The organism is Caulobacter soli, from assembly GCF_011045195.1.
GTDB classification, from domain to species: domain Bacteria; phylum Pseudomonadota; class Alphaproteobacteria; order Caulobacterales; family Caulobacteraceae; genus Caulobacter; species Caulobacter soli.
This window is the reverse complement of record NZ_CP049199.1, coordinates 3423926-3441262: the sequence shown is the minus strand read 5'-3', so window position 1 is coordinate 3441262 and position 17337 is coordinate 3423926. Positions and strand designations below refer to the sequence as shown.

19 protein-coding genes are annotated in these 17337 nt (G+C 68.1%); 8 read left to right on the top strand and 11 right to left on the bottom strand.

What is annotated here, in order from left to right:
- Positions 1–100 precede the first annotated feature (100 nt).
- Together G3M62_RS16125 and G3M62_RS16120 are read left to right on the top strand one after the other, a co-directional pair.
- Positions 101–1924: a DUF885 domain-containing protein gene (locus tag G3M62_RS16125; RefSeq protein WP_165188709.1), complete on the top strand. Its 1824-nt coding sequence runs from the start codon at positions 101–103 to the stop codon at positions 1922–1924.
- Between the two features lie 92 nt (positions 1925–2016).
- Entirely contained in the window at positions 2017–3465 is a 1449-nt protein-coding gene (locus G3M62_RS16120; RefSeq protein ID WP_165188707.1) for a GH1 family beta-glucosidase, read from the top strand.
- Positions 3466–3507: 42 nt separating this feature from the next.
- Here G3M62_RS16120 and G3M62_RS16115 read toward each other — a convergent pair whose 3' ends face one another.
- Positions 3508–4350, bottom strand: coding sequence for a hypothetical protein (locus G3M62_RS16115; protein ID WP_165188705.1), 843 nt, complete (start codon positions 4348–4350; stop codon positions 3508–3510).
- Between the two features lie 373 nt (positions 4351–4723).
- Here G3M62_RS16115 and G3M62_RS16110 point away from each other — a divergent pair, with 373 nt between their 5' ends.
- Positions 4724–5419: a J domain-containing protein gene (locus tag G3M62_RS16110; RefSeq protein WP_165188703.1), complete on the top strand. Its 696-nt coding sequence runs from the start codon at positions 4724–4726 to the stop codon at positions 5417–5419.
- A gap of 125 nt (positions 5420–5544) precedes the next feature.
- Positions 5545–5847: a hypothetical protein gene (locus G3M62_RS16105; protein WP_165188701.1), complete on the top strand. Its 303-nt coding sequence runs from the start codon at positions 5545–5547 to the stop codon at positions 5845–5847.
- A gap of 9 nt (positions 5848–5856) precedes the next feature.
- On the opposite strand, the gene G3M62_RS16100 is transcribed toward G3M62_RS16105, so the two are convergent.
- Complete coding sequence (locus G3M62_RS16100; protein ID WP_165188699.1) at positions 5857–6447, bottom strand: suppressor of fused domain protein; 591 nt, start codon at positions 6445–6447, stop codon at positions 5857–5859.
- Positions 6448–6583: 136 nt separating this feature from the next.
- Between G3M62_RS16100 and G3M62_RS16095 the strand changes: the two genes are divergently transcribed.
- A complete protein-coding gene (locus tag G3M62_RS16095) occupies positions 6584–6874 on the top strand; it encodes a putative quinol monooxygenase (protein WP_165188697.1) in 291 nt (96 codons plus the stop codon).
- A 78-nt stretch (positions 6875–6952) separates the two neighbouring features.
- On the top strand, positions 6953–8044 hold the full coding sequence (locus G3M62_RS16090) for an NADH:flavin oxidoreductase (protein WP_165188695.1): 1092 nt from the start codon (positions 6953–6955) through the stop codon (positions 8042–8044).
- A 137-nt stretch (positions 8045–8181) separates the two neighbouring features.
- Here G3M62_RS16090 and G3M62_RS16085 read toward each other — a convergent pair whose 3' ends face one another.
- From G3M62_RS16085 to G3M62_RS16050, 8 genes are all read right to left on the bottom strand, one after another.
- Complete coding sequence (locus tag G3M62_RS16085; RefSeq protein WP_165188693.1) at positions 8182–8988, bottom strand: SDR family NAD(P)-dependent oxidoreductase; 807 nt, start codon at positions 8986–8988, stop codon at positions 8182–8184.
- A gap of 106 nt (positions 8989–9094) precedes the next feature.
- The gene (locus G3M62_RS16080; RefSeq protein ID WP_165188691.1) at positions 9095–10006 is read right to left on the bottom strand and encodes an SMP-30/gluconolactonase/LRE family protein; all 912 of its coding nucleotides are present in this window, start codon (positions 10004–10006) and stop codon (positions 9095–9097) included.
- A gap of 126 nt (positions 10007–10132) precedes the next feature.
- Entirely contained in the window at positions 10133–10468 is a 336-nt protein-coding gene (locus tag G3M62_RS16075; RefSeq protein WP_246263297.1) for a hypothetical protein, read from the bottom strand.
- 74 nt (positions 10469–10542) lie between these two features.
- Positions 10543–11058, bottom strand: coding sequence for a dihydrofolate reductase (locus G3M62_RS16070; RefSeq protein WP_165188689.1), 516 nt, complete (start codon positions 11056–11058; stop codon positions 10543–10545).
- Positions 11059–11127: 69 nt separating this feature from the next.
- Complete coding sequence (locus G3M62_RS16065) at positions 11128–11556, bottom strand: PaaI family thioesterase (RefSeq protein ID WP_165188687.1); 429 nt, start codon at positions 11554–11556, stop codon at positions 11128–11130.
- Complete coding sequence (locus G3M62_RS16060; protein WP_165188685.1) at positions 11553–12395, bottom strand: thymidylate synthase; 843 nt, start codon at positions 12393–12395, stop codon at positions 11553–11555. The genes G3M62_RS16065 and G3M62_RS16060 overlap by 4 nt, the downstream gene beginning before the upstream one ends.
- A 96-nt stretch (positions 12396–12491) precedes the next feature.
- Entirely contained in the window at positions 12492–13442 is a 951-nt protein-coding gene (locus G3M62_RS16055) for an SH3 domain-containing protein (RefSeq protein ID WP_165188683.1), read from the bottom strand.
- Positions 13443–13512: 70 nt separating this feature from the next.
- A complete protein-coding gene (locus tag G3M62_RS16050) occupies positions 13513–14079 on the bottom strand; it encodes a DUF924 family protein (protein WP_165188681.1) in 567 nt (188 codons plus the stop codon).
- 118 nt (positions 14080–14197) lie between these two features.
- On the opposite strand from G3M62_RS16050, the gene G3M62_RS16045 reads away from it, so the two are divergent.
- Positions 14198–15100 (top strand): RcnB family protein, encoded by a 903-nt coding sequence (locus tag G3M62_RS16045; RefSeq protein WP_165188679.1) that lies wholly within the window; start codon positions 14198–14200, stop codon positions 15098–15100.
- Positions 15101–15145: 45 nt separating this feature from the next.
- Here G3M62_RS16045 and G3M62_RS16040 read toward each other — a convergent pair whose 3' ends face one another.
- Complete coding sequence (locus tag G3M62_RS16040) at positions 15146–16081, bottom strand: NAD(P)H-dependent oxidoreductase (RefSeq protein WP_165188677.1); 936 nt, start codon at positions 16079–16081, stop codon at positions 15146–15148.
- A gap of 125 nt (positions 16082–16206) precedes the next feature.
- Between G3M62_RS16040 and ilvC the strand changes: the two genes are divergently transcribed.
- Positions 16207–17268 carry a ketol-acid reductoisomerase gene (gene ilvC / locus G3M62_RS16035; RefSeq protein ID WP_281360062.1) on the top strand — a complete coding sequence of 354 codons (1062 nt, stop codon included), beginning with the start codon at positions 16207–16209 and terminating at the stop codon, positions 17266–17268.
- The last annotated feature ends 69 nt before the right edge of the window (positions 17269–17337 follow it).

Genomic DNA, 17337 nt, shown 5'->3' with positions numbered 1-17337 from the left:
ACACTCATCCTACGGTCTCGCCGCGCAAGGCGCCGTCGTGGAGTGAGTGTGTGTCGCTGTTCAATGCGCTAGGTTTCCCGGCGAATCCGGGAGATCCAGCGTGAGCCAGTTCAATCGTCGTGACGTTCTAGCCCTTGGCGCGGCCGCCGCGGCGTTCGGCGGGAGCGCCTTGGCCACCACCTCCGGCGACGCCGCCGCCGAGGCCCTGCTGTCCTCGGTCGCCGAGGACCTGATGCGGGAATATCCCGAGAACGCCTCGGCCCTGGGCCTGGACAAGGGCGCGCGGGCGGCCCTGAAATCCAGTCTTACCGATCGCTCCCTGGACGGCCGGGGCAAGTTGGCCGCCGCCGCCAAGGCGCGGGTCGCCAGGATGAAGGCGGTCGATCGCAAGGGCCTGAGCCCCGCCGCCGCGCTGGATCTCGGCGTCGTCCGGACCGCCCACGAACTGGCCGTCGAGGGCTTCGACTTCCCCTATGGCGACGCCATCGGCCTGTCGTCGCAGTGGTCGTACCGCAACGCGCCCTATGTGGTGGCCCAGAACACCGGGGCCTTCGTCGAGACGCCGGACTTCCTGGACAGCCAGCACGGCGTGACCAACGCCGCCGATGTCGAGGCCTATCTGCACCGCCTGGAGCTCTACGCCCGCCAACTGGACGGCGAGACGGCGCGACTGAAGCACGACGGCGCGCTGGGCGTGATCGCTCCGGACTTCCTGCTGGACAAGACCCTCAAGCAGCAGACCGGCGCCCGCGCCCAGCCGGTCGCTGACTGGGGCCTGGTCACGGGCCTGGCCAAGAAGGCCAAGGACATCCCGGGCGACCACGCCCGCCGCGCCGCCGCCATCGTCGAGAGCCAGATCGCCCCGGCCATGGACCGCCAGATCGCCGAGCTGACCGCCCACCGCGCCAAGGCCACGTCCGAGGCCGGCGCCTGGAAGCTGCCGAACGGCGAAGCCTACTACGCCTGGGCGCTGCGGGCCGGCACCACCAGCCGCATGACGCCCGACGAGGTCCACCAGATGGGCCAGGAACAGCTCAAAGACCTCTATGGCCGCATGGACGTCCTGCTGAAGGCCCAGGGCCTGACCCAGGGCAGCGTCGGGGCGCGGATGAAGGCGCTGGGCGAGGATCCCAAGAACCTGTTCCCCAACACCGACGAGGGCCGGGCCCAGATCCTGGCCTATCTGAACGGCCGGGTGGCCGACATCCGCACCCGCCTGCCGCGCGCCTTCGCGACGCTGGTGCCGGGCAATCTGCTGATTAAGCGCGTGCCGGTCGAGATCCAGGACGGCGCGCCGGGCGGTTACGCCGGGGCCGGTTCGATCGACGGCACGGTGCCGGGCAACTACTACATCAACCTGCGCGACACGAGCATCTGGCCGCGCTACGGGCTACCGACCTTGACCTATCATGAGGGCCTGCCGGGCCACATCTGGCAGGGCGAATACACCTACAAGCTGCCGCTGGTGCGCTCGCTGCTGGCCTTCAACGCCTATTCGGAGGGCTGGGCGCTCTATGCGGAACAGCTGGCCGACGAGCTGGGGGCCTATGACGGCGATCCGCTGGGCCAGCTGGGCTATCTGCAGTCGATCGCCTTCCGGGCCTGCCGCCTGGTGGTCGATACCGGCGTCCACGCCAAGCGCTGGACCCGCGACCAGGCCATCGACTGGTTCGTGACCACCAACGGCTCGACCCGCGCGGAGGTGCAGGGCGAGGTCGACCGCTACTGCGCCTGGCCGGGCCAGGCCTGCGGCTACAAGGTGGGCCACAGCGAGATCGTCCGGCTGCGGAGCAAGGCCCAGGCCGCGCTCGGCGCCCGCTTCGACCTGCGCACCTTCGACGACGCCGTGGTCATGGGCGGCAATGTCCCGCTGACCCAGCTGGAAGGCGTGATCGACGCCTATGTGAAGGGCCGTCGGGCCTGAACGGACGGGCGCCCTAGCCAAACCTCATGCTTTGCGCTCATCCTGACCTCCGCACGGGGGCGGGCGACTCCCGACGGGCACAGGGGGCGAGCGTGGACGACAGGGGGATCAGCCGTCGGGCGCTGGGCGCGCTGGCGGCGGGCGGAGCGGCCAGCCTTGGCCTGAGCGGTTGCGACCGGGTAGGCTCCACCGAGGCGACCGTCAAGTCGAGGCAGTTCCCCGACGACTTCGTCTGGGGCGTGGCGACGGCGGCCTTCCAGACCGAGGGCTCGCCCGAGGCCGACGGGCGTGGCCCCAGCATCTGGGACACCTTCGAGAAGCAGCCGGGGCGGATCAAGGACGGCTCGAACGCCGACGTCGCCACCGACAGCTATCGCCGCTACGCCGAGGACGTCGACCTGATCGCCGGCGCGGGCCTGAAGGCCTTCCGGTTCTCGATCGCCTGGTCGCGGGTGCTGCCGACAGGGGAGGGGACGGTCAATCCCGCCGGGCTGGACCACTACGACCGCCTGGTCGACGCTTGCCTGGCCAAGGGCGTCACGCCCTACGCCACGCTGTTCCATTGGGACCTGCCCCAGGCGCTGCAGGACAAGGGCGGCTGGAGCGCGCGCGACACCGCCAAGAGCTTCGCCGACTACGCCGCCGCCGTGGTCGGGCGGCTGGGCGATCGGCTCAAGCATGTCATCACCCTGAACGAGCCGGCCGTGCACACGGTGTTCGGTCATGTGCTGGGCGAGCATGCGCCGGGGTTGAAGGACATCGCCCTGCTGGGCCCGACCACCCACCACATGAACCTGGGCCAGGGCCTGGCGATCCAGGCGTTGCGCGCGGCGCACGACGATCTGCGGATCGGCACGACCCTGGCGCTGCAGCCCTGCCGCGTGGCCGGCGGGCCGCTGGCGTTCTGGAACCGGCCGGCGGCCAGCGGCCTGGACGCCCTGTGGAACCGCGCCTGGCTGGATCCGCTGCTGAAGGGCGCCTATCCGGTCCTGATGGCCGATTTCCTCAAGGGGCACCTGCGCGACGGCGACCTGAAGACCATCCACCAGCCGATCGACTTCCTGGGCGTCAACTACTACGCCCCGGCCTATGTGAACCTGGACCTCGGCAGCGCCAGCCACATCGCCCCCGGCGCGCCGCCCAGGGGCGCGGAGCTGGACGCCTTCGGCCGGCAGATCGATCCGTCGGGCCTGGTCGAGGTGTTGACGCGGATCCGCCGCGACTATGGCAATCCGCCGGTGCTGATCACCGAGAACGGCTGCTCGGATCCGTTCGGAAACGGTCCGGCGGTGCTCGACGACGGTTTTCGCAGCCAATACCTGCGCCGCCACCTCGAAGCGGTGAAGAGCGCCATGGAGTCCGGGTCGCGGATCGGCGGCTACTTCACCTGGACCCTGATCGACAATTGGGAATGGGACATCGGCTACACGTCGAAGTTCGGCCTGGTGGCGATGGACCGAACGACCGGCGTACGAAGGCCCAAGGCGTCGTACGGCTGGTTCAAGCAGGTGGCGGAGACGGGGACGCTGCCGACGGCCTAGGTGTGGTCGGGGACACACGCATGCGCGTGTCCCCAATCGACGCTAGTCCGCCTTGCAGATCAGCACGTTCTTGCCGCCGCGCTTGGCGGGCGTGAGGCTGCCGGCGCAGGGCTGGGGATTGGCGGGATCGATGATGATCTCGCCCTTGGCCGCGATCGGCAGGGCCGCGGGCTTGGCGCCGATCGGTTGCACGTCGGCGGCCGGCTTCTTGGCGGCAGGCTTGGCGGCGACCGGCTTGGGCGCGGGCGCTTCCTCGACCGCCGGAGCGGCGGGCGCCGCCGCCTGGGGCTCGGCGACCGGCGCGGCGTCGGGAACCAGCGTCGACTCCGGCGACGCGATCGACGTGGCGTTCTTCTTGACGTTGTAGTTCAGGGCCTGGCCGAACAGGTTGGACTTGGTCTCCAGGGCCTTGGCGCGGGTTTCGCAGTCGCCGGGAGGGCTCCAGCTCATCCACACCTGGGCCAGGCGGGCCTTGTCGACGGAGTCAGCGCCGCCCCAGACCGAATGGCCCTTCTTGATCGCCGCCGCGCCGTATTCCGAGATCGGGCGGGGGCTGGCCTTCTCGGCCGCGACGATGGCCGAACGATAGGTCACCAGGTCCTTCTTGGCCTGGTCGCGCATGGCCGGATATTCCTTCATGGCCGAGGCGAAGCCGTCGGGGCCGGGGAAGGTCTTCTCGATGCGGGTGACCTCGGGCATCACCTTGTCGTACAGCTCGACATAGCCGCCCAGCGCGCCGTAGCACCAACCCACATAACCGTAGTCGTCGGTCGGGGCGGTGGCGGCGGGTTGGGTGCGGGGCGGAGGCGCCGAAGCGGTCGGCGCGGTGGACACCGGAGCGTCCTGGGCCAGCAGGGCCAGGGCGAGAAGGAAGGCGGTCGCCATGCGGGCGGAGGTCCTCTTTGTAGGGCGTCGCTCAGAGAGTCGGTCGCGTTCGAATAGAGCATTTCCGGCCCCATTGGGACCGGAGCATGGCGCCGGAATGTTTTGCACCGCGGCCGGCCAAGCTGCGCCATAACGGACGAACCCGTCAAAACGCTCCCGCTTCGGACAAAAATTCCTGTGTGCAGCCGAGCGTTGCGCGAGTCGGTCGTTCCTCCACACGTTACGAAGTTTCAATGTGCGCCGCAGCAAGGACCGGGTGGGGAGACCGCATTTTTGTGCTAGAAGCCAAAACGGGAGCGTGATCCGTTTGGGGGCGGGCGACGTATCTCAGGTCGTCATCACTCCGCCACGCTTCTGGACTTTCGTCGCCGACATGACCTTCTGGCGTAACATCGCAACCCTCGCCGCGCGCCGGCTGGACATGGCCGAGTGCCAGGAATGTCCGCCAGGCCTGCCCGGTCAGGACCCGGCCTTCTCGACGGCGGTCACGGCGCTGGGCGCCAAGCTGGCCAAGGCCGACGGCTCGGCCGACGGCGACGAATACGCCGCCTTCGCCGAAGTGTTCCATCCCGACCCGGAGTCGGAAAACAACATCCACCGCCTGTACGACCTGGCGCGCCAGACCACGCACGGCTTCGAAAGCTACGCCAAGCGGCTGGCCAAGCGCTATCGTACCTGCCCGCAGATCCTCGAGGACGTGCTGGACGGGCTGTTCCACATCGCCAAGGCCGACGGCGCGGTGACCCAGGACGAGCTCAGCTATCTGGAGCGCGTGGCCGACCTGTTCGGCATGTCGCCCCTGTCGTTCCGTCGCCTGACCGCCACCCACGTCGGGACCGGGCCGGACGATCCTTATCGCATCCTAGACGTGCCGGCCGACGCCGAGGACGCGGTGGTGCACTCGGCCTGGCGCACGGCCATGTCGGAGGCTCACCCCGATCGCGCCCGGGCTCGCGGCCTGCCGCTGGAGTTCATCGAGGTGGCCGAGGCCAAGTCGGCGGCGATCAACGCCGCCTTCAGCACGGTGATGCGCGAGCGCCGCGAATTGGCGGGCCTGGCGGCAAGCTAGGCTGTCAATTCGGCGTGGTTAGCGCCGAATTCATTTTACGGAACGATCGACCGGGTGTTCAGTTGACGTTCAGTACTGGCGCCCCATCTTGATTTCATGGGCGGGGCACGCCTGCGAGGACGATAATGGAGACTGCGGGTTCTTCTTCGGGCAAGGCCAGCGGTATCGCCTGGCGCAGCCTGGCCACCCTGGCCGGCGCCGTGGCGACCTCGATCGCCGTCGCCGTCGCGGCCGTGATCGCGGTGGTGTTCGCCGCCACGCTCGTCGTCATCGGCTTCATGGCCACGGCCCTGTTGGGCCTCGCCGCCTTCGCCCTACGCGGTCGCACCGCGACCGCCGCCGCCCCTAGCGGGGATCCCGCCCTGATCGAAGCTCGCCACATGGGCGGTCATTCGTGGGTGGCCTACGGCTGGAACGAGCGGCGCTAGGCGTCCGCCTCAGATTCTTCCCAGAACCGAGGGCCTTTTTGGGTCCAGGATGTTGATGTCGGCGCGGGCGAACAGCTCTTCCAGCGCGTTGGCGCCCTCGATCTGCGCATAGGCGCGCTCGACCTCGCTGATCGGCACGGCCATCAGCCATGCCACCGTCCTGTCCGCCAGGACCAGGGTCTCCGGGGCGTCGCCCCACAGGAACGGCGAAAAGAACATCACGTGCGGCAGGGTCGGGGACAGGTCGCCCATCGCCTCGCCATGAACCACGCCCAGCCGCAGTGGCGCGCCGTCGTTGATCGCGTTGAAGGCGCAGTTGGCCAGCACCTCGGCGAAGCCGGGCAGGGCGCTGGAGAAGGCCCCCACCAACTCGACCCGCAGGTCGGTGGCGTTCGGCCGCGCATGCCCCGACAGCCCGATGGTGCCGTACGAGGTGATCCCCCGCTGGGGCGAGTCCGCGCAGGTCAGCAGGTCGATCGTGCTCTTGTCGGTCGGGTCGCCATAGCGCCGCACCTGGGGCATGACGTCGAACGCCGCCCCGACGCGAAAGGCGTCCGCCAGGGCGCTGGCGATCTGCTGGGCCTGTTCCGACGCGCTCATGGAAACTCCTGACTGGGGCGACCCTTGGCATTTCGTCATTCGCGCGCGCGGTCAATCGTCCCCTTGCCCTGGGCGGCCACTTCCCCGAAACTGCCTTCAAACAAGTGTTTGGCCAGCAAGGCCTCGGGAGAACGACATGATCGGTGTGGTGGCGGTGTTGAAGGTCCAGCCGGACAAGGCGGCGGACTTCGAAAAGGTGTTCCTGGACCTCCAGCAGAAGGTCAAGGCCAACGAGCCAGGTTGCCTGGTCTACCAGCTGACCAGGAGCCGGACCGAGGCGGGGATCTACAAGGTGCTGGAGCTCTACGCCTCTGAAGACGCCCTGAAGCACCACGGCGGGACCGACTATTTCAAGGCCGCCGGCGCGGCCATGGGGCCGTTCATGGCCGGTCGCCCGGAGATCGAATATCTCGACGCGGTCGAGTAGGGCCCAGAATTTCTGCATCGTCTTCAAACGAAACCCGCCCTTACAACTAAGCCAACCTATCGCTTACCGGAGCCGCCCATGGCCCTCGACGCCCTGTTCAAGCCGTTCGAATTCAAGTCGCTGAAGCTGCCCAACCGGGTGGTGATGGCCCCGATGACCCGGTCGTTCTCGCCCGGCGGCGTGGCCACCGACGATGTCGCCGCCTACTACCGTCGCCGCGCCGAGAACCAGGTCGGCTTGATCGTCACCGAGGGCACGGGCGTGGCCCGGCCGGCCTCGCTGAACGACGCCAACATCCCGCGCTTCCATGGCGAGAAGGAGTTGGCGGCCTGGAAGAAGGTGGTCGACGAGGTGCACGCCGCCGGCGGCCTGATCGCCCCGCAGCTGTGGCATGTGGGTTCGGCCAAGGGCAAGGACGTGCTGGGCAAGATCGACAGCCCCTCGGGAATCTCCAAGGCCGGCGGCGCGCCGTTCACCGAGCCGATGACCGACGAGGACGTGGCCGACACGATTCAAGCCTTCGCCGACGCGGCCAGGAACGCCAAGGCCCTGGGCTTCGACGCCATCGAGCTGCACGGCGCCCACGGCTACCTGATCGACCAGTTTTTCTGGAACGGCACTAACGTCCGCGACGACCACCTGAACGGCCCGACCATCGGCGAGCGCAGCAAGTTCGCCGCCGAGATCCTCAAGGCCGTCCGCGCCGCCGTCGGTCCGGACTATCCGGTGATCATCCGCCTGTCGCAGTGGAAGCAGCAGGACTACGCGGTCAAGAACGCCGAGACCCCGCAACTGCTGGAAGCCTGGCTGCAGCCGCTGGCCGACGCCGGGGCCGATATCTTCCACTGCTCGCAACGCCGCTTCTGGGAGCCGGAGTTCGAGGGCAGCGACCTGAACTTCGCCGGCTGGGCCAAGAAGCTGACCGGCGCCCCGACCATCACCGTCGGCTCGGTGGGTCTGTCGGGCGAGTTCATCGCGGCGTTCGGCGGCGAGGGCAGCCAGCCGGCCTCGATCGACGGCCTGCTGGAGCGCCTGGACCGCGGCGAGTTCGACCTGGTGGGTGTGGGCCGCGCGCTGCTGCAGGACCCGGAGTGGGTGGTGAAGATCCGCGACGGGCGCAATGACGAGCTGAAGAACTTCGAGCGCGAGGCGCTGGGGGTTCTGTACTAGGCGAAGCCTTCTAGGTCCTCCCCCTGTGGGGGAGGTGTCGGCGCAGCCGACGGAGGGGGGAGTTTGCATAGGTGGGTCTTCTCCCCCCACCGGCGCCTTCGCGCCGCCTCCCCCACGGGGGGAGGGTCTGTCGAGTCTTACGCGATCGTCGTCACCAACCCGCCTTCCGCCTTCAGAGACGCGCCGTTGGTGGCCGCCGACAACGGGCTAGCGACATAGGCCACGAGGCTGGCGATTTCCTGCGGCTCGATCATCCGCTGCAGCAGCGACGACGTGCGGTGCTTCTCGAAGAACTCGGCTTCGTGCTCGGCTTGCGTGCCGTCCGGATTGGCCGAGACGCTCTTGAGGAACTCGAAGATGCCCGCCGCGCGGGTCGGACCGGGCAGGACCGAATTGACCGTCACGCCGGTGCCCGTGGTCTGCTGGGCCATGCCGCGCGCGACCGCCAGCTGGGCGCTCTTGGTCATGCCGTAGTGGACCATCTCACCCGGGATCGCGAGGCCGCTTTCGCTGGAGATGAAGATCACCCGGCCCCAGTCGCGCTCCAGCATGCCGGGGAAGTAACCGCGCGACAGGCGCACGCCGCTCATCACATTGACCTCGAACAGATGCAGCCAGTCCTCGTCCGGGATGTCGGCGAAGGCCTTCATCTCGTAGATGCCCAGATTGTTGACCAGGATATCGACCTGCGGGACGGCCTTCAGGATGGCGGCCGAGCCTTCGGCCGTGGCCGCGTCGGCCAGCACGCCCACGACGTTGGCGCCGCTCCCGTTTGTCGTAAGGGAGGCGCGGATGTCGGCGACGGCTTCGTCCAGCTTGGCTTGAGCGCGACCGGTGACGAACACCTTGGCGCCCTCGACGGCCAGGGTGCGGGCGATTTCCAGGCCGATGCCGGCGGTGGAGCCGGTGACGAGGGCGGTCTTGTCTTTGAGTTTGAGGTCCATCGAAGGGCTCCGTTGCTTGACGAGCACGGAAATGGGGTCGTCATGGCGCGAAACTACGCGGTGGCGACGACCTGGACTTGTGAATTCAACTCACGATTCGACGGTTTCAACCGTTGAAGTTCAACTTCAGGCCGGGCCTCGGCCAGCGCGCCTTATAGAGCTTGCCCGTCCCCGAGGCGGTGATCCAGGCGTCGCACAGGTCGGTCCCGCCGAAGCAGATGTTGGTCACGATCACGTCGGGTATGGCGAAGTGCTCGGTGGTCCCGTCCGGCGAGAAGGCGGTGATCCCGCCGTTGATGATCGTGGCCACGCAGACCTTGCCGTCGGCCTCGACCGCCAGGCTGTCCAGCAATTGGTAGCCCGGCAGGTTGCAGACCACGTTGCCGGGCAGCAGCGGGGCGGGATCGGCCAGCACGCCGGGCGAGGCGATGTCGAACGACCACAGCCGGCCCAGCAGGGTGTCGGCCATGTAGATGGTCTTCTCGTCGGGCGAGAGGCCCACGCCGTTGGGCGAGACGAAGTGCTCGCGCCAGCGGGTGATCTTCGAGCCGTCGGGCAGGGCGTGGTACAGCGCGCCGTACTTGCGGCCTTCGGGCGTGCTGCAGCCGTGGTCGGTGAACCAGAAGCCGCCCTGCTTGTCGAACACCAGGTCGTTGGGCCCGACCAGGGGCTTGCCGTCGCATTGGGTGTAGAGCGTGGTCACCGCGCCGGTGGCGATGTCGACCCGCTGGATCGAACCACCCGTGTGGCTGGGTGGGGTGGGGCCGGGCACGTTCAGGCCGCCCATGTCGATGAACTGGAAGCTGCCGCCGTTGTTGGTGACGTAGATCGCGCCGTCCGGGCCGATGGCCGCGCCGTTGGGGCCGCCGGCGACCTTGGCCACAGTCTCCTTGCGGCCGTCGGGATGGACGCGGGTCAGGACCTGGCCCTGGATTTCGGTGAGAATGACCGAGCCGTCGGCCATGGCGATCGGGCCTTCGGGGAATTGCAGGCCCTCGGCGACGAGTTCCAGCTCCATGCGTCTCTCCCTGGATGACGCCTCTGGCGGGCGTGTCCGGGGAGTAAACGGGCGTTTGAACGGCGGGGCAAGCTTTACGAAAAGCACGGCGCCGACGGCGACACGCGCAGGTGCGTGTCTCCATCCCTAGTTCAGATCGTAGAGCTCATAGGCGATCAGCCCGCCGTCGCCGCCCAGGAAGGCGCGGCCGTGGGCCGAGCGCACCAGGGCCTCGCGGTCCACCCACTTCGGTGTGGCGTCCGAGGCTCCCGAACCCTGCACGGCGCAGGGCACGGTCAGGCGCACCGACTGGCGAGGCTTGAACCGCTTGCCGCGCTCGGCCCGGATCGCCCGCCCAAACACGCGGCAGGTCGCGACCTCGCCACCGTCGATCGGCCGCACCTTCAGCACGTCGAACACCACCACGTCGGTGGCCGCCGCTCGCGCCAGGCTGTCGCTTTGACCCACGCCAATGTCGGCCACGGCCGGGACGGCCAGGACGCTCGAAAGGGCCAGAGCGCAGAGAAGGGCGGCTAATGAACGGGAATGCGAACGCATCATCGACGCTCCAGCACGCGGAAGACGAAGGCGTGGTCGTCGTCAGGACCGGCAGGATGCGCCTGCCGACGCACTTCCGTCCAGGCCGTCTCGTCGAAGGCGGGGAAGGTGACGTCGCCCTCGACCTGCGCCTGGACCTCGGTCAGGTACAGGCGCTTGGCCTTGGGCAGGGCCGTCTCGAACAGGGCGTGGCCGCCGATCACGCAGACCTCGTCGACGCCGTCCTCGGCCGCCTGCTCCTTGGCCATCTGCACGGCTTCCAGGAAGCTTTCGCAGACCACGGCCTGGCTGGGGTCGAACGAGCCGTCGCGCGACAGCACGATGTTCATCCGGCCGGGCAGGGGCTTGCGAGGCAGGCTGTCCCAGGTCTTGCGACCCATGATCACCGGCTTGCCCATCGTGCAGGCCTTGAAGATCGCCAGGTCGGACTTCAGCCGCCAGGGCAGGTCGTTGTCGCGACCGATGACGCCGTTGAGCGAGCGGGCGACGGGGCCGACGGTGAGGATCACGGACATGGATCCTGTTTACCCTGCGTCGCGCGTCGCGGCCACCCGCTGTGTCGGACGTACGACGTTGGCGGACGATCAGCCGCCGAACGGAACCACGATCTGCTGGGCCGAGGCGCGGGCGATCAGCTCGCCGTCCGGTCGGCGGAAGTCGGCCTCGACGTGGATCATCCCCCTGGTCTTGGCCACCACGCGGCCCTCGATCGACAGGACCTCGGCCTTGCCCACCCGGATGAAGTCGACCTTCAGGTTGCTGGTGCGGAACATGGCGTCGGCCGGCGCGGCGGTCATGGCCGCGAAGGCCAGGATCTGGTCGGCCAGCGCGGCGATGTAGCCGCCGAACAGCGAGCCGTCGACGTTCAGAAGCTCCGGCGCGGGCGTCCAGGTCTTGCGAACCCAGCCCTCGCCCCAATCGTCCAGGCCGCCCAGCCTCAGGGTCTGGACGACCGGCGGCAGGACGACGTCGCCGCCCTTGATCTGGTCGAGCCGGTCGGTGGCCCAGGTCAAACCGCGACCGCCGCCTTGATGTGCGGGTGGGCCTCGTAGCCTTCCAGCTGGAAGTCTTCGTATTCGAAAGCGAACAGGTCGCGCTTGTCGGCCATCTTCAAGGTGGGGAAGGGCTTGGGCTCGCGCTGGATCTGTTCGCGCGCCTGTTCCAGGTGGTTCAGATAGAGGTGCGCGTCGCCGAAGGTGTGCACGAACTCGCCCGGCTCCAGGCCCACCACCTGGGCGACCATGATCGTCAGCAGGGCGTAGGAGGCGATGTTGAACGGCACGCCCAGGAAGACGTCGGCGCTGCGCTGATAGAGCTGGCAGCTCAGTTTCCCATCCGCCACGAAGAACTGGAACAGGCAGTGGCAGGGCGGCAGGGCCATGTCCTCGACATCGGCCGGATTCCAGGCGCTGACGATGTGGCGGCGGCTGTTGGGATTGGTCTTCAGGCCTTCGATCAGGTTGGCGATCTGGTCGATCGACTGGCCGTTCGGCGCGGCCCACGAGCGCCACTGCTTGCCGTAGACGGGGCCCAGGTCGCCGTTCTCGTCGGCCCACTCGTCCCAGATCTTGCAGCCGTTGTCCTGCAGGTACTTCACGTTGGTGTCGCCACGCAGGAACCACAGCAGCTCGACGATGATCGAGCGCAGGTGCAGCTTCTTGGTGGTCAGCACCGGGAAGCCCTTGGAGAGGTCGAAGCGGATCTGCCGGCCGAACACGCCCAGCGTGCCGGTGCCCGTGCGATCGCCGCGCTGGACGCCGTTCTCCAGGATGTCGGCGAGCAGGTTCAGATACTGCCGCTCGGGATGGTCGGCGGCGGCGTGATCGGCGTGGATGGGCGCGATGGCGTTCATGGCGGCAGTTTCCTACGCGAATCGTCGTGATGGCCAATCACAAAAACGCCCCGTCGGAGGTTCCGGCGGGGCGTTTCCTTGTAGAGATGCTGGAGCTTAGCGCGCCGGCTCGAGACCGGTGTTCAGCACCCAGCCGACATTGTCGTTCTCGTCGGCGACTTCCCACCACAGGCCGTTCTTCTCGCCGGTGGGGTAGACGATCGCGCCGGCGGGCAGGGCGCGGATCAGCTTGCCGCCGGCCGCGGCCGTGGCGCGCATGTTGGTGACGCGGCTGGCCACGAAGGTCTTGGGCGGGGCGGCCGCGGCGGCCGTGGTCGTCGTCGACAGCAGGCCCAGGTCCGAGACCATCTTGGAATAGGCGTTGATGAACGACAGGGTGACGATGCGGCCGATGTCGGTGTCTTCATAGCCGCCGCCGACCGCGCCGGCGAAGCCCAGGCCGCCGCCCGCGCCCCAGCCGATGTCGTTCTTCACCGCATAGCCTTCCGAAACCGACATGGTCTCGGTGGTGCGGACATTGGTCAGCGACAGGACGGTGTTGGCTTCCAGCTTCTTGGTCTTGATGCCGCCGACCAGGCCGCCCACGCGACCGCCGATCAGGCCGCCGATGGCGCCGGCCACCGCGCCGCCGCCGACATTGCTGTTGCTGCCCTGGACCTCGGCCACCAGCACGTAGTCGGCCGCCTTGACCTGGCCCTGGCCGACGTTGGAGCCGCGCTGCAGGCCCAGATTGCCGCCGATGTTGCGTTCCTTCTCGGCGGCGCTGAGACCCGCGCCGCGATCGACGAGGTTGAAGCAGCCCGAGCGTTGGACGATGGCGCGAAGCACCTTCTGCGGCGAGGCCAGGTTGTACTGGGTCCAGCCGCTGGAATCGTCGCCGTCGACGATCGACAGGGTGCCCAGCTTGCGGCCGCAGTGCGGCACTTCGCCGGAGGCCTGGGTTTGCATCGCCTGGCCCTTGCTGGCCTTGGCTTGGGCCAGGGCCGCGCTCGGCGCGATAGTCGACAGCGTGAGGCCGGCCATGACCAGGCCCGATACCAGTTTCATATTGTGCTCCAGAAAACCCCGACTTCGAGCGCCAACCTTAGCGTGCGAGGGGCGACCGGCCAAGCTCGCCTCAGCCCGCGAAGCCGCCTTCGTCGAGGAAGGTCTGCTCGGCGGCGGTCGTGCTTCGGCCCAAGGCCTTGTTTCGATGAGGAAAGCGGCCGAAGCGGGCGATGATGTCGCGATGGGCGATGGCCCACTTCAGGCTGTCGGCGTCGCCGGTGTCCTTCAGCAGGCCCTCGAACAGGGCGATGCTGGTTTCCTGGTCGGCCAGGGATTCCGAGTGCTCGTAGGGCAGGTAGAAGAACCGCCGCAGCTCGGGCGCGACCTGCCTGTCATGGCCGGCGGCGATGGCGACGGCGGCGATCGACCGGGCCTTGCCGTCGGTGGCGAAGGCATGACCGCTGTCGCGATAGAGGTTGCGGGGGAACTGGTCGAGCAGGATCAGCAGGGCCAGGGCGCCTTCGGCCCCAGTGGACGCGTCGGCGGCCCAGGCGTCGTACTTGCCGCGCGCGGCGGCCAGGTGGACGGGTTCGAACTTCAGGCGGATGGCGTCGTCGAAGGCGTCGGACTTGGCGAACCACTTGTCCGGACCAGCGGCGGTCCAGAAGCCCAGCACGTCCTGTGGCTTGGCGGTCATTGGGGATCTCCCGTGCTGGCGGCGTCGTTCAAACGCGGTTCATGGAGCAAGGCCGACACTGAATACAAGGGATGAGCGACGGGGTCAGCACCTGGCCCCTTGGAGCACTTGGAAAGACATGAAACGTCTGATTACGACGGCGATGATCCTGTCTCTGCTGGGCGGGGCGGCGGCGGAAGCCGCCGGCGCCGGGCAGGACCGTCCGGATCGTCGCGGTGAACGCGGCGCGAGCCAGGACGGCGGGCGCGGCGACGGCGGTGGCGGCGGCTGGCGCCAACAGCAACCGCAGGCCCAGCAGCAACAGCCTCAACAACAGCAGCCCTCCGGCGGCGGCGATCGCGGCGGTGGCTGGCGTCAGTCGGGCGGGGATCGCGGCGGTCGTCCCGACCGGGGCGGCCAGCCGCAACAGGCGCCGCAAGCCCAGCCGCCCGCCGCGGCGCCCCAGGCTTCCGCGCCGCAGGCGGGCCGTGGCGGTCGCGACAATGACGGCCGTGGCGGCGGACGCGGCAATGGCGGCTGGGACCGCGGCGACCAGAACCAGGGCGGCGGTCGCGGGCCAGGTCAAGGCCGGCCGGATCAGGGGCGTCCGGATCAAGGTCGGCCGGATCAAGACCGTCCCAACCGAGGCGGATGGGATCGCCCCAACCAGGGCCGTCCCAACCCAGGCGGCTGGGATCGTCCCGGCCAGGGCCGCCCCGGCTACAACAACGGTCAATGGCGCGAACGTGACCGTGACCGGCCGCGCTACGACCAGAACCGCTACCGGCCGTCCTATCGCTCGCCGCAGCGCTACCGCGTGCCAGCTTATCGCTACCCGCGCGGCTACTATGTGAACCGTTGGGCGTTCGGCGACTATCTGCCGGGCGGTTGGTACGGCTCGTCCTACTATCTGAGCGCCGGGCAATACGGCCTGCCGTATCCGCCGATCGGCTGCGAGTGGGTGCGGGTCGGCAGCGACGCCCTGCTGGTCGACGTCTGGAGCGGCGAGGTGCTGAGCGTCTATTACGACCTGTTCTGGTGATAACGAGATCGGGGACGCCCGCCCGCGGGCGTCCCCATCCGCGCCTTAGACGTTCGTCGTCGATTTCGCCGCGCGCTCGTCATCCTTGGTCGCCACCACGCCCTTGGGCGTCACGTGGGCGATGAAGCGTTCGGTCCAGGCGTCGAACTGGGCCAGGTGGTCGGTCTCGGCCATCATGTCGTCGGTCTGGTCGTCGGCGTAGGGCTTGCCCTCGCCGAACACTCCCACGGTCCACAAATCGTCGGGGACCTCGATCCCGCTGTAGCGGCACTGCCAGACCAGGCCCTGATAAGCCAGGCGCTCGTCCTGGTAGGGCTCCTTCTTCGGGTCGAACCAGGCCTTGTTGATCACCAGCTTGGGCCGGCCGTCCTGGCCCATCTCGTTGGCCCCGCCGTCGCAATAGGTGAAGAACCCGGCCGTTCGGCCTTCCAGGTGGTTCTTGGTCAGCCGCGTCCATTGCGGCGAGCGCTCCAGGGCCTGGGCCTTCAGCGTGTTTTTCTTATCGATCAGGTCGGGACGCGGGTTGCCGCCGGCCGCGCAGACCAGGCGGTCGAACATCAGCTTGAAATTGGTGGTGGGGCCGTACCAGTTGGTCGGGCCGATGAAGGCCCAGGCGTCGGCGCGGGCCAGGCGGCCATAGAGGTCCAGGTCCCACATCAGGTCGGGCTGGGTGGTGCTGCGCGGGCCGTAGCAATTGCAGGGATAGACGCACAGCGCCATCGACGAGCTGACGCAGGCGTTGCAGGCCTGGATCTTGGGCTTGCCATGCTGATTGCCCAGATCCTCTGTGTCGATCTGCCACGCGGCCGGCAGGCGCGCCGCCATCCGCGTCATCAGGGCCCTGGCCTTGGAATCCAGGCCTGGGCAGCTGTTGTGCCGTCGCTGCGAACCGGCGATCACCAGCACCCTCAGGGCGCGTTCCTCGGTCGGTTCAGGGGAGATGATCGGGGTGTCGGGCGACGCTTCTTGGGGACTGGGCATGGCGGTGGAACGCCCCAGAGTCTAAAACGTCGCCACAGAGGCATTCGGGTCACGGTGTTCTGCCGGCTTCGCCTTGACGGAACGGCAAAAAAACGCTCAAACGCCCGGCCTTTGTCGCTCCGCCGTTGCGCGGGGCGGCCAAAATTGACCAGTCCTGGAGAAAAAACATGCGCGTCTATTATGATCGCGACGCCGACCTCGCCCGCATCTTGGACAAGAAGATCGCGATCGTAGGCTATGGTTCGCAAGGTCACGCGCACGCTCTCAACCTCCGCGACTCGGGCGCCAAGAACGTAGCCGTGGCGCTTCGCGCCGGCTCGCCCACCGCCAAGAAGGCCGAAGGCGAAGGCCTGAAGGTCATGACCGTGGCCGAGGCCGCCGCCTGGGCCGACCTGATCATGATCCTGGCGCCGGACGAGCATCAGGCCGCGATCTACAAGAACGACATCGCGCCCAATATCCGCGACGGCGCGGCCCTGCTGTTCGCCCACGGCCTGAACGTCCACTTCGGCCTGATCGAGCCCAAGGACACCATCGACGTCCTGATGGTCGCCCCCAAGGGGCCCGGCCACACCGTGCGCGGCGAGTACCAGAAGGGCGGCGGCGTGCCCTGCCTGATCGCCGTGCACCACAACGCCACCGGCAACGCCCACGACCTGGGCCTGGCCTACGCCAGCGCCATCGGCGGCGGCCGCTCGGGCATCATCGAGACCAACTTCCGCGAGGAATGCGAAACCGACCTGTTCGGCGAGCAGGCCGTTCTCTGCGGCGGCACGGTCGAGCTGGTCCGCGCCGGCTTCGAAGTGCTGGTGGAAGCCGGCTACGCGCCGGAAATGGCCTATTTCGAGTGCCTGCACGAACTGAAGCTGATCGTCGACCTCATGTACGAAGGCGGCATCGCCAACATGAACTACTCGATCAGCAACACGGCCGAGTACGGCGAGTATGTCACCGGTCCGCGCATCATCACCCCGGAGACCAAGGCCGAGATGAAGCGCGTGCTGGACGACATCCAGTCGGGCAAGTTCGTCCGCGACTTCATGCTGGAAAACCAGGTGGGCCAGCCGAGCTTCAAGGCGACCCGTCGCCGCTCGGCCGAACACCAGATCGAGGAAGTCGGCGGTCGCCTGCGCGCCATGATGCCCTGGATCGCCAAGAACAAGCTGGTGGACGTGGCCAAGAACTAGGCTTCGGCTTCATCGCTGAAATGACGAACGGCGGGCTCGCGAGGGCCCGCCGTTTTTCGTTGCGGGCTA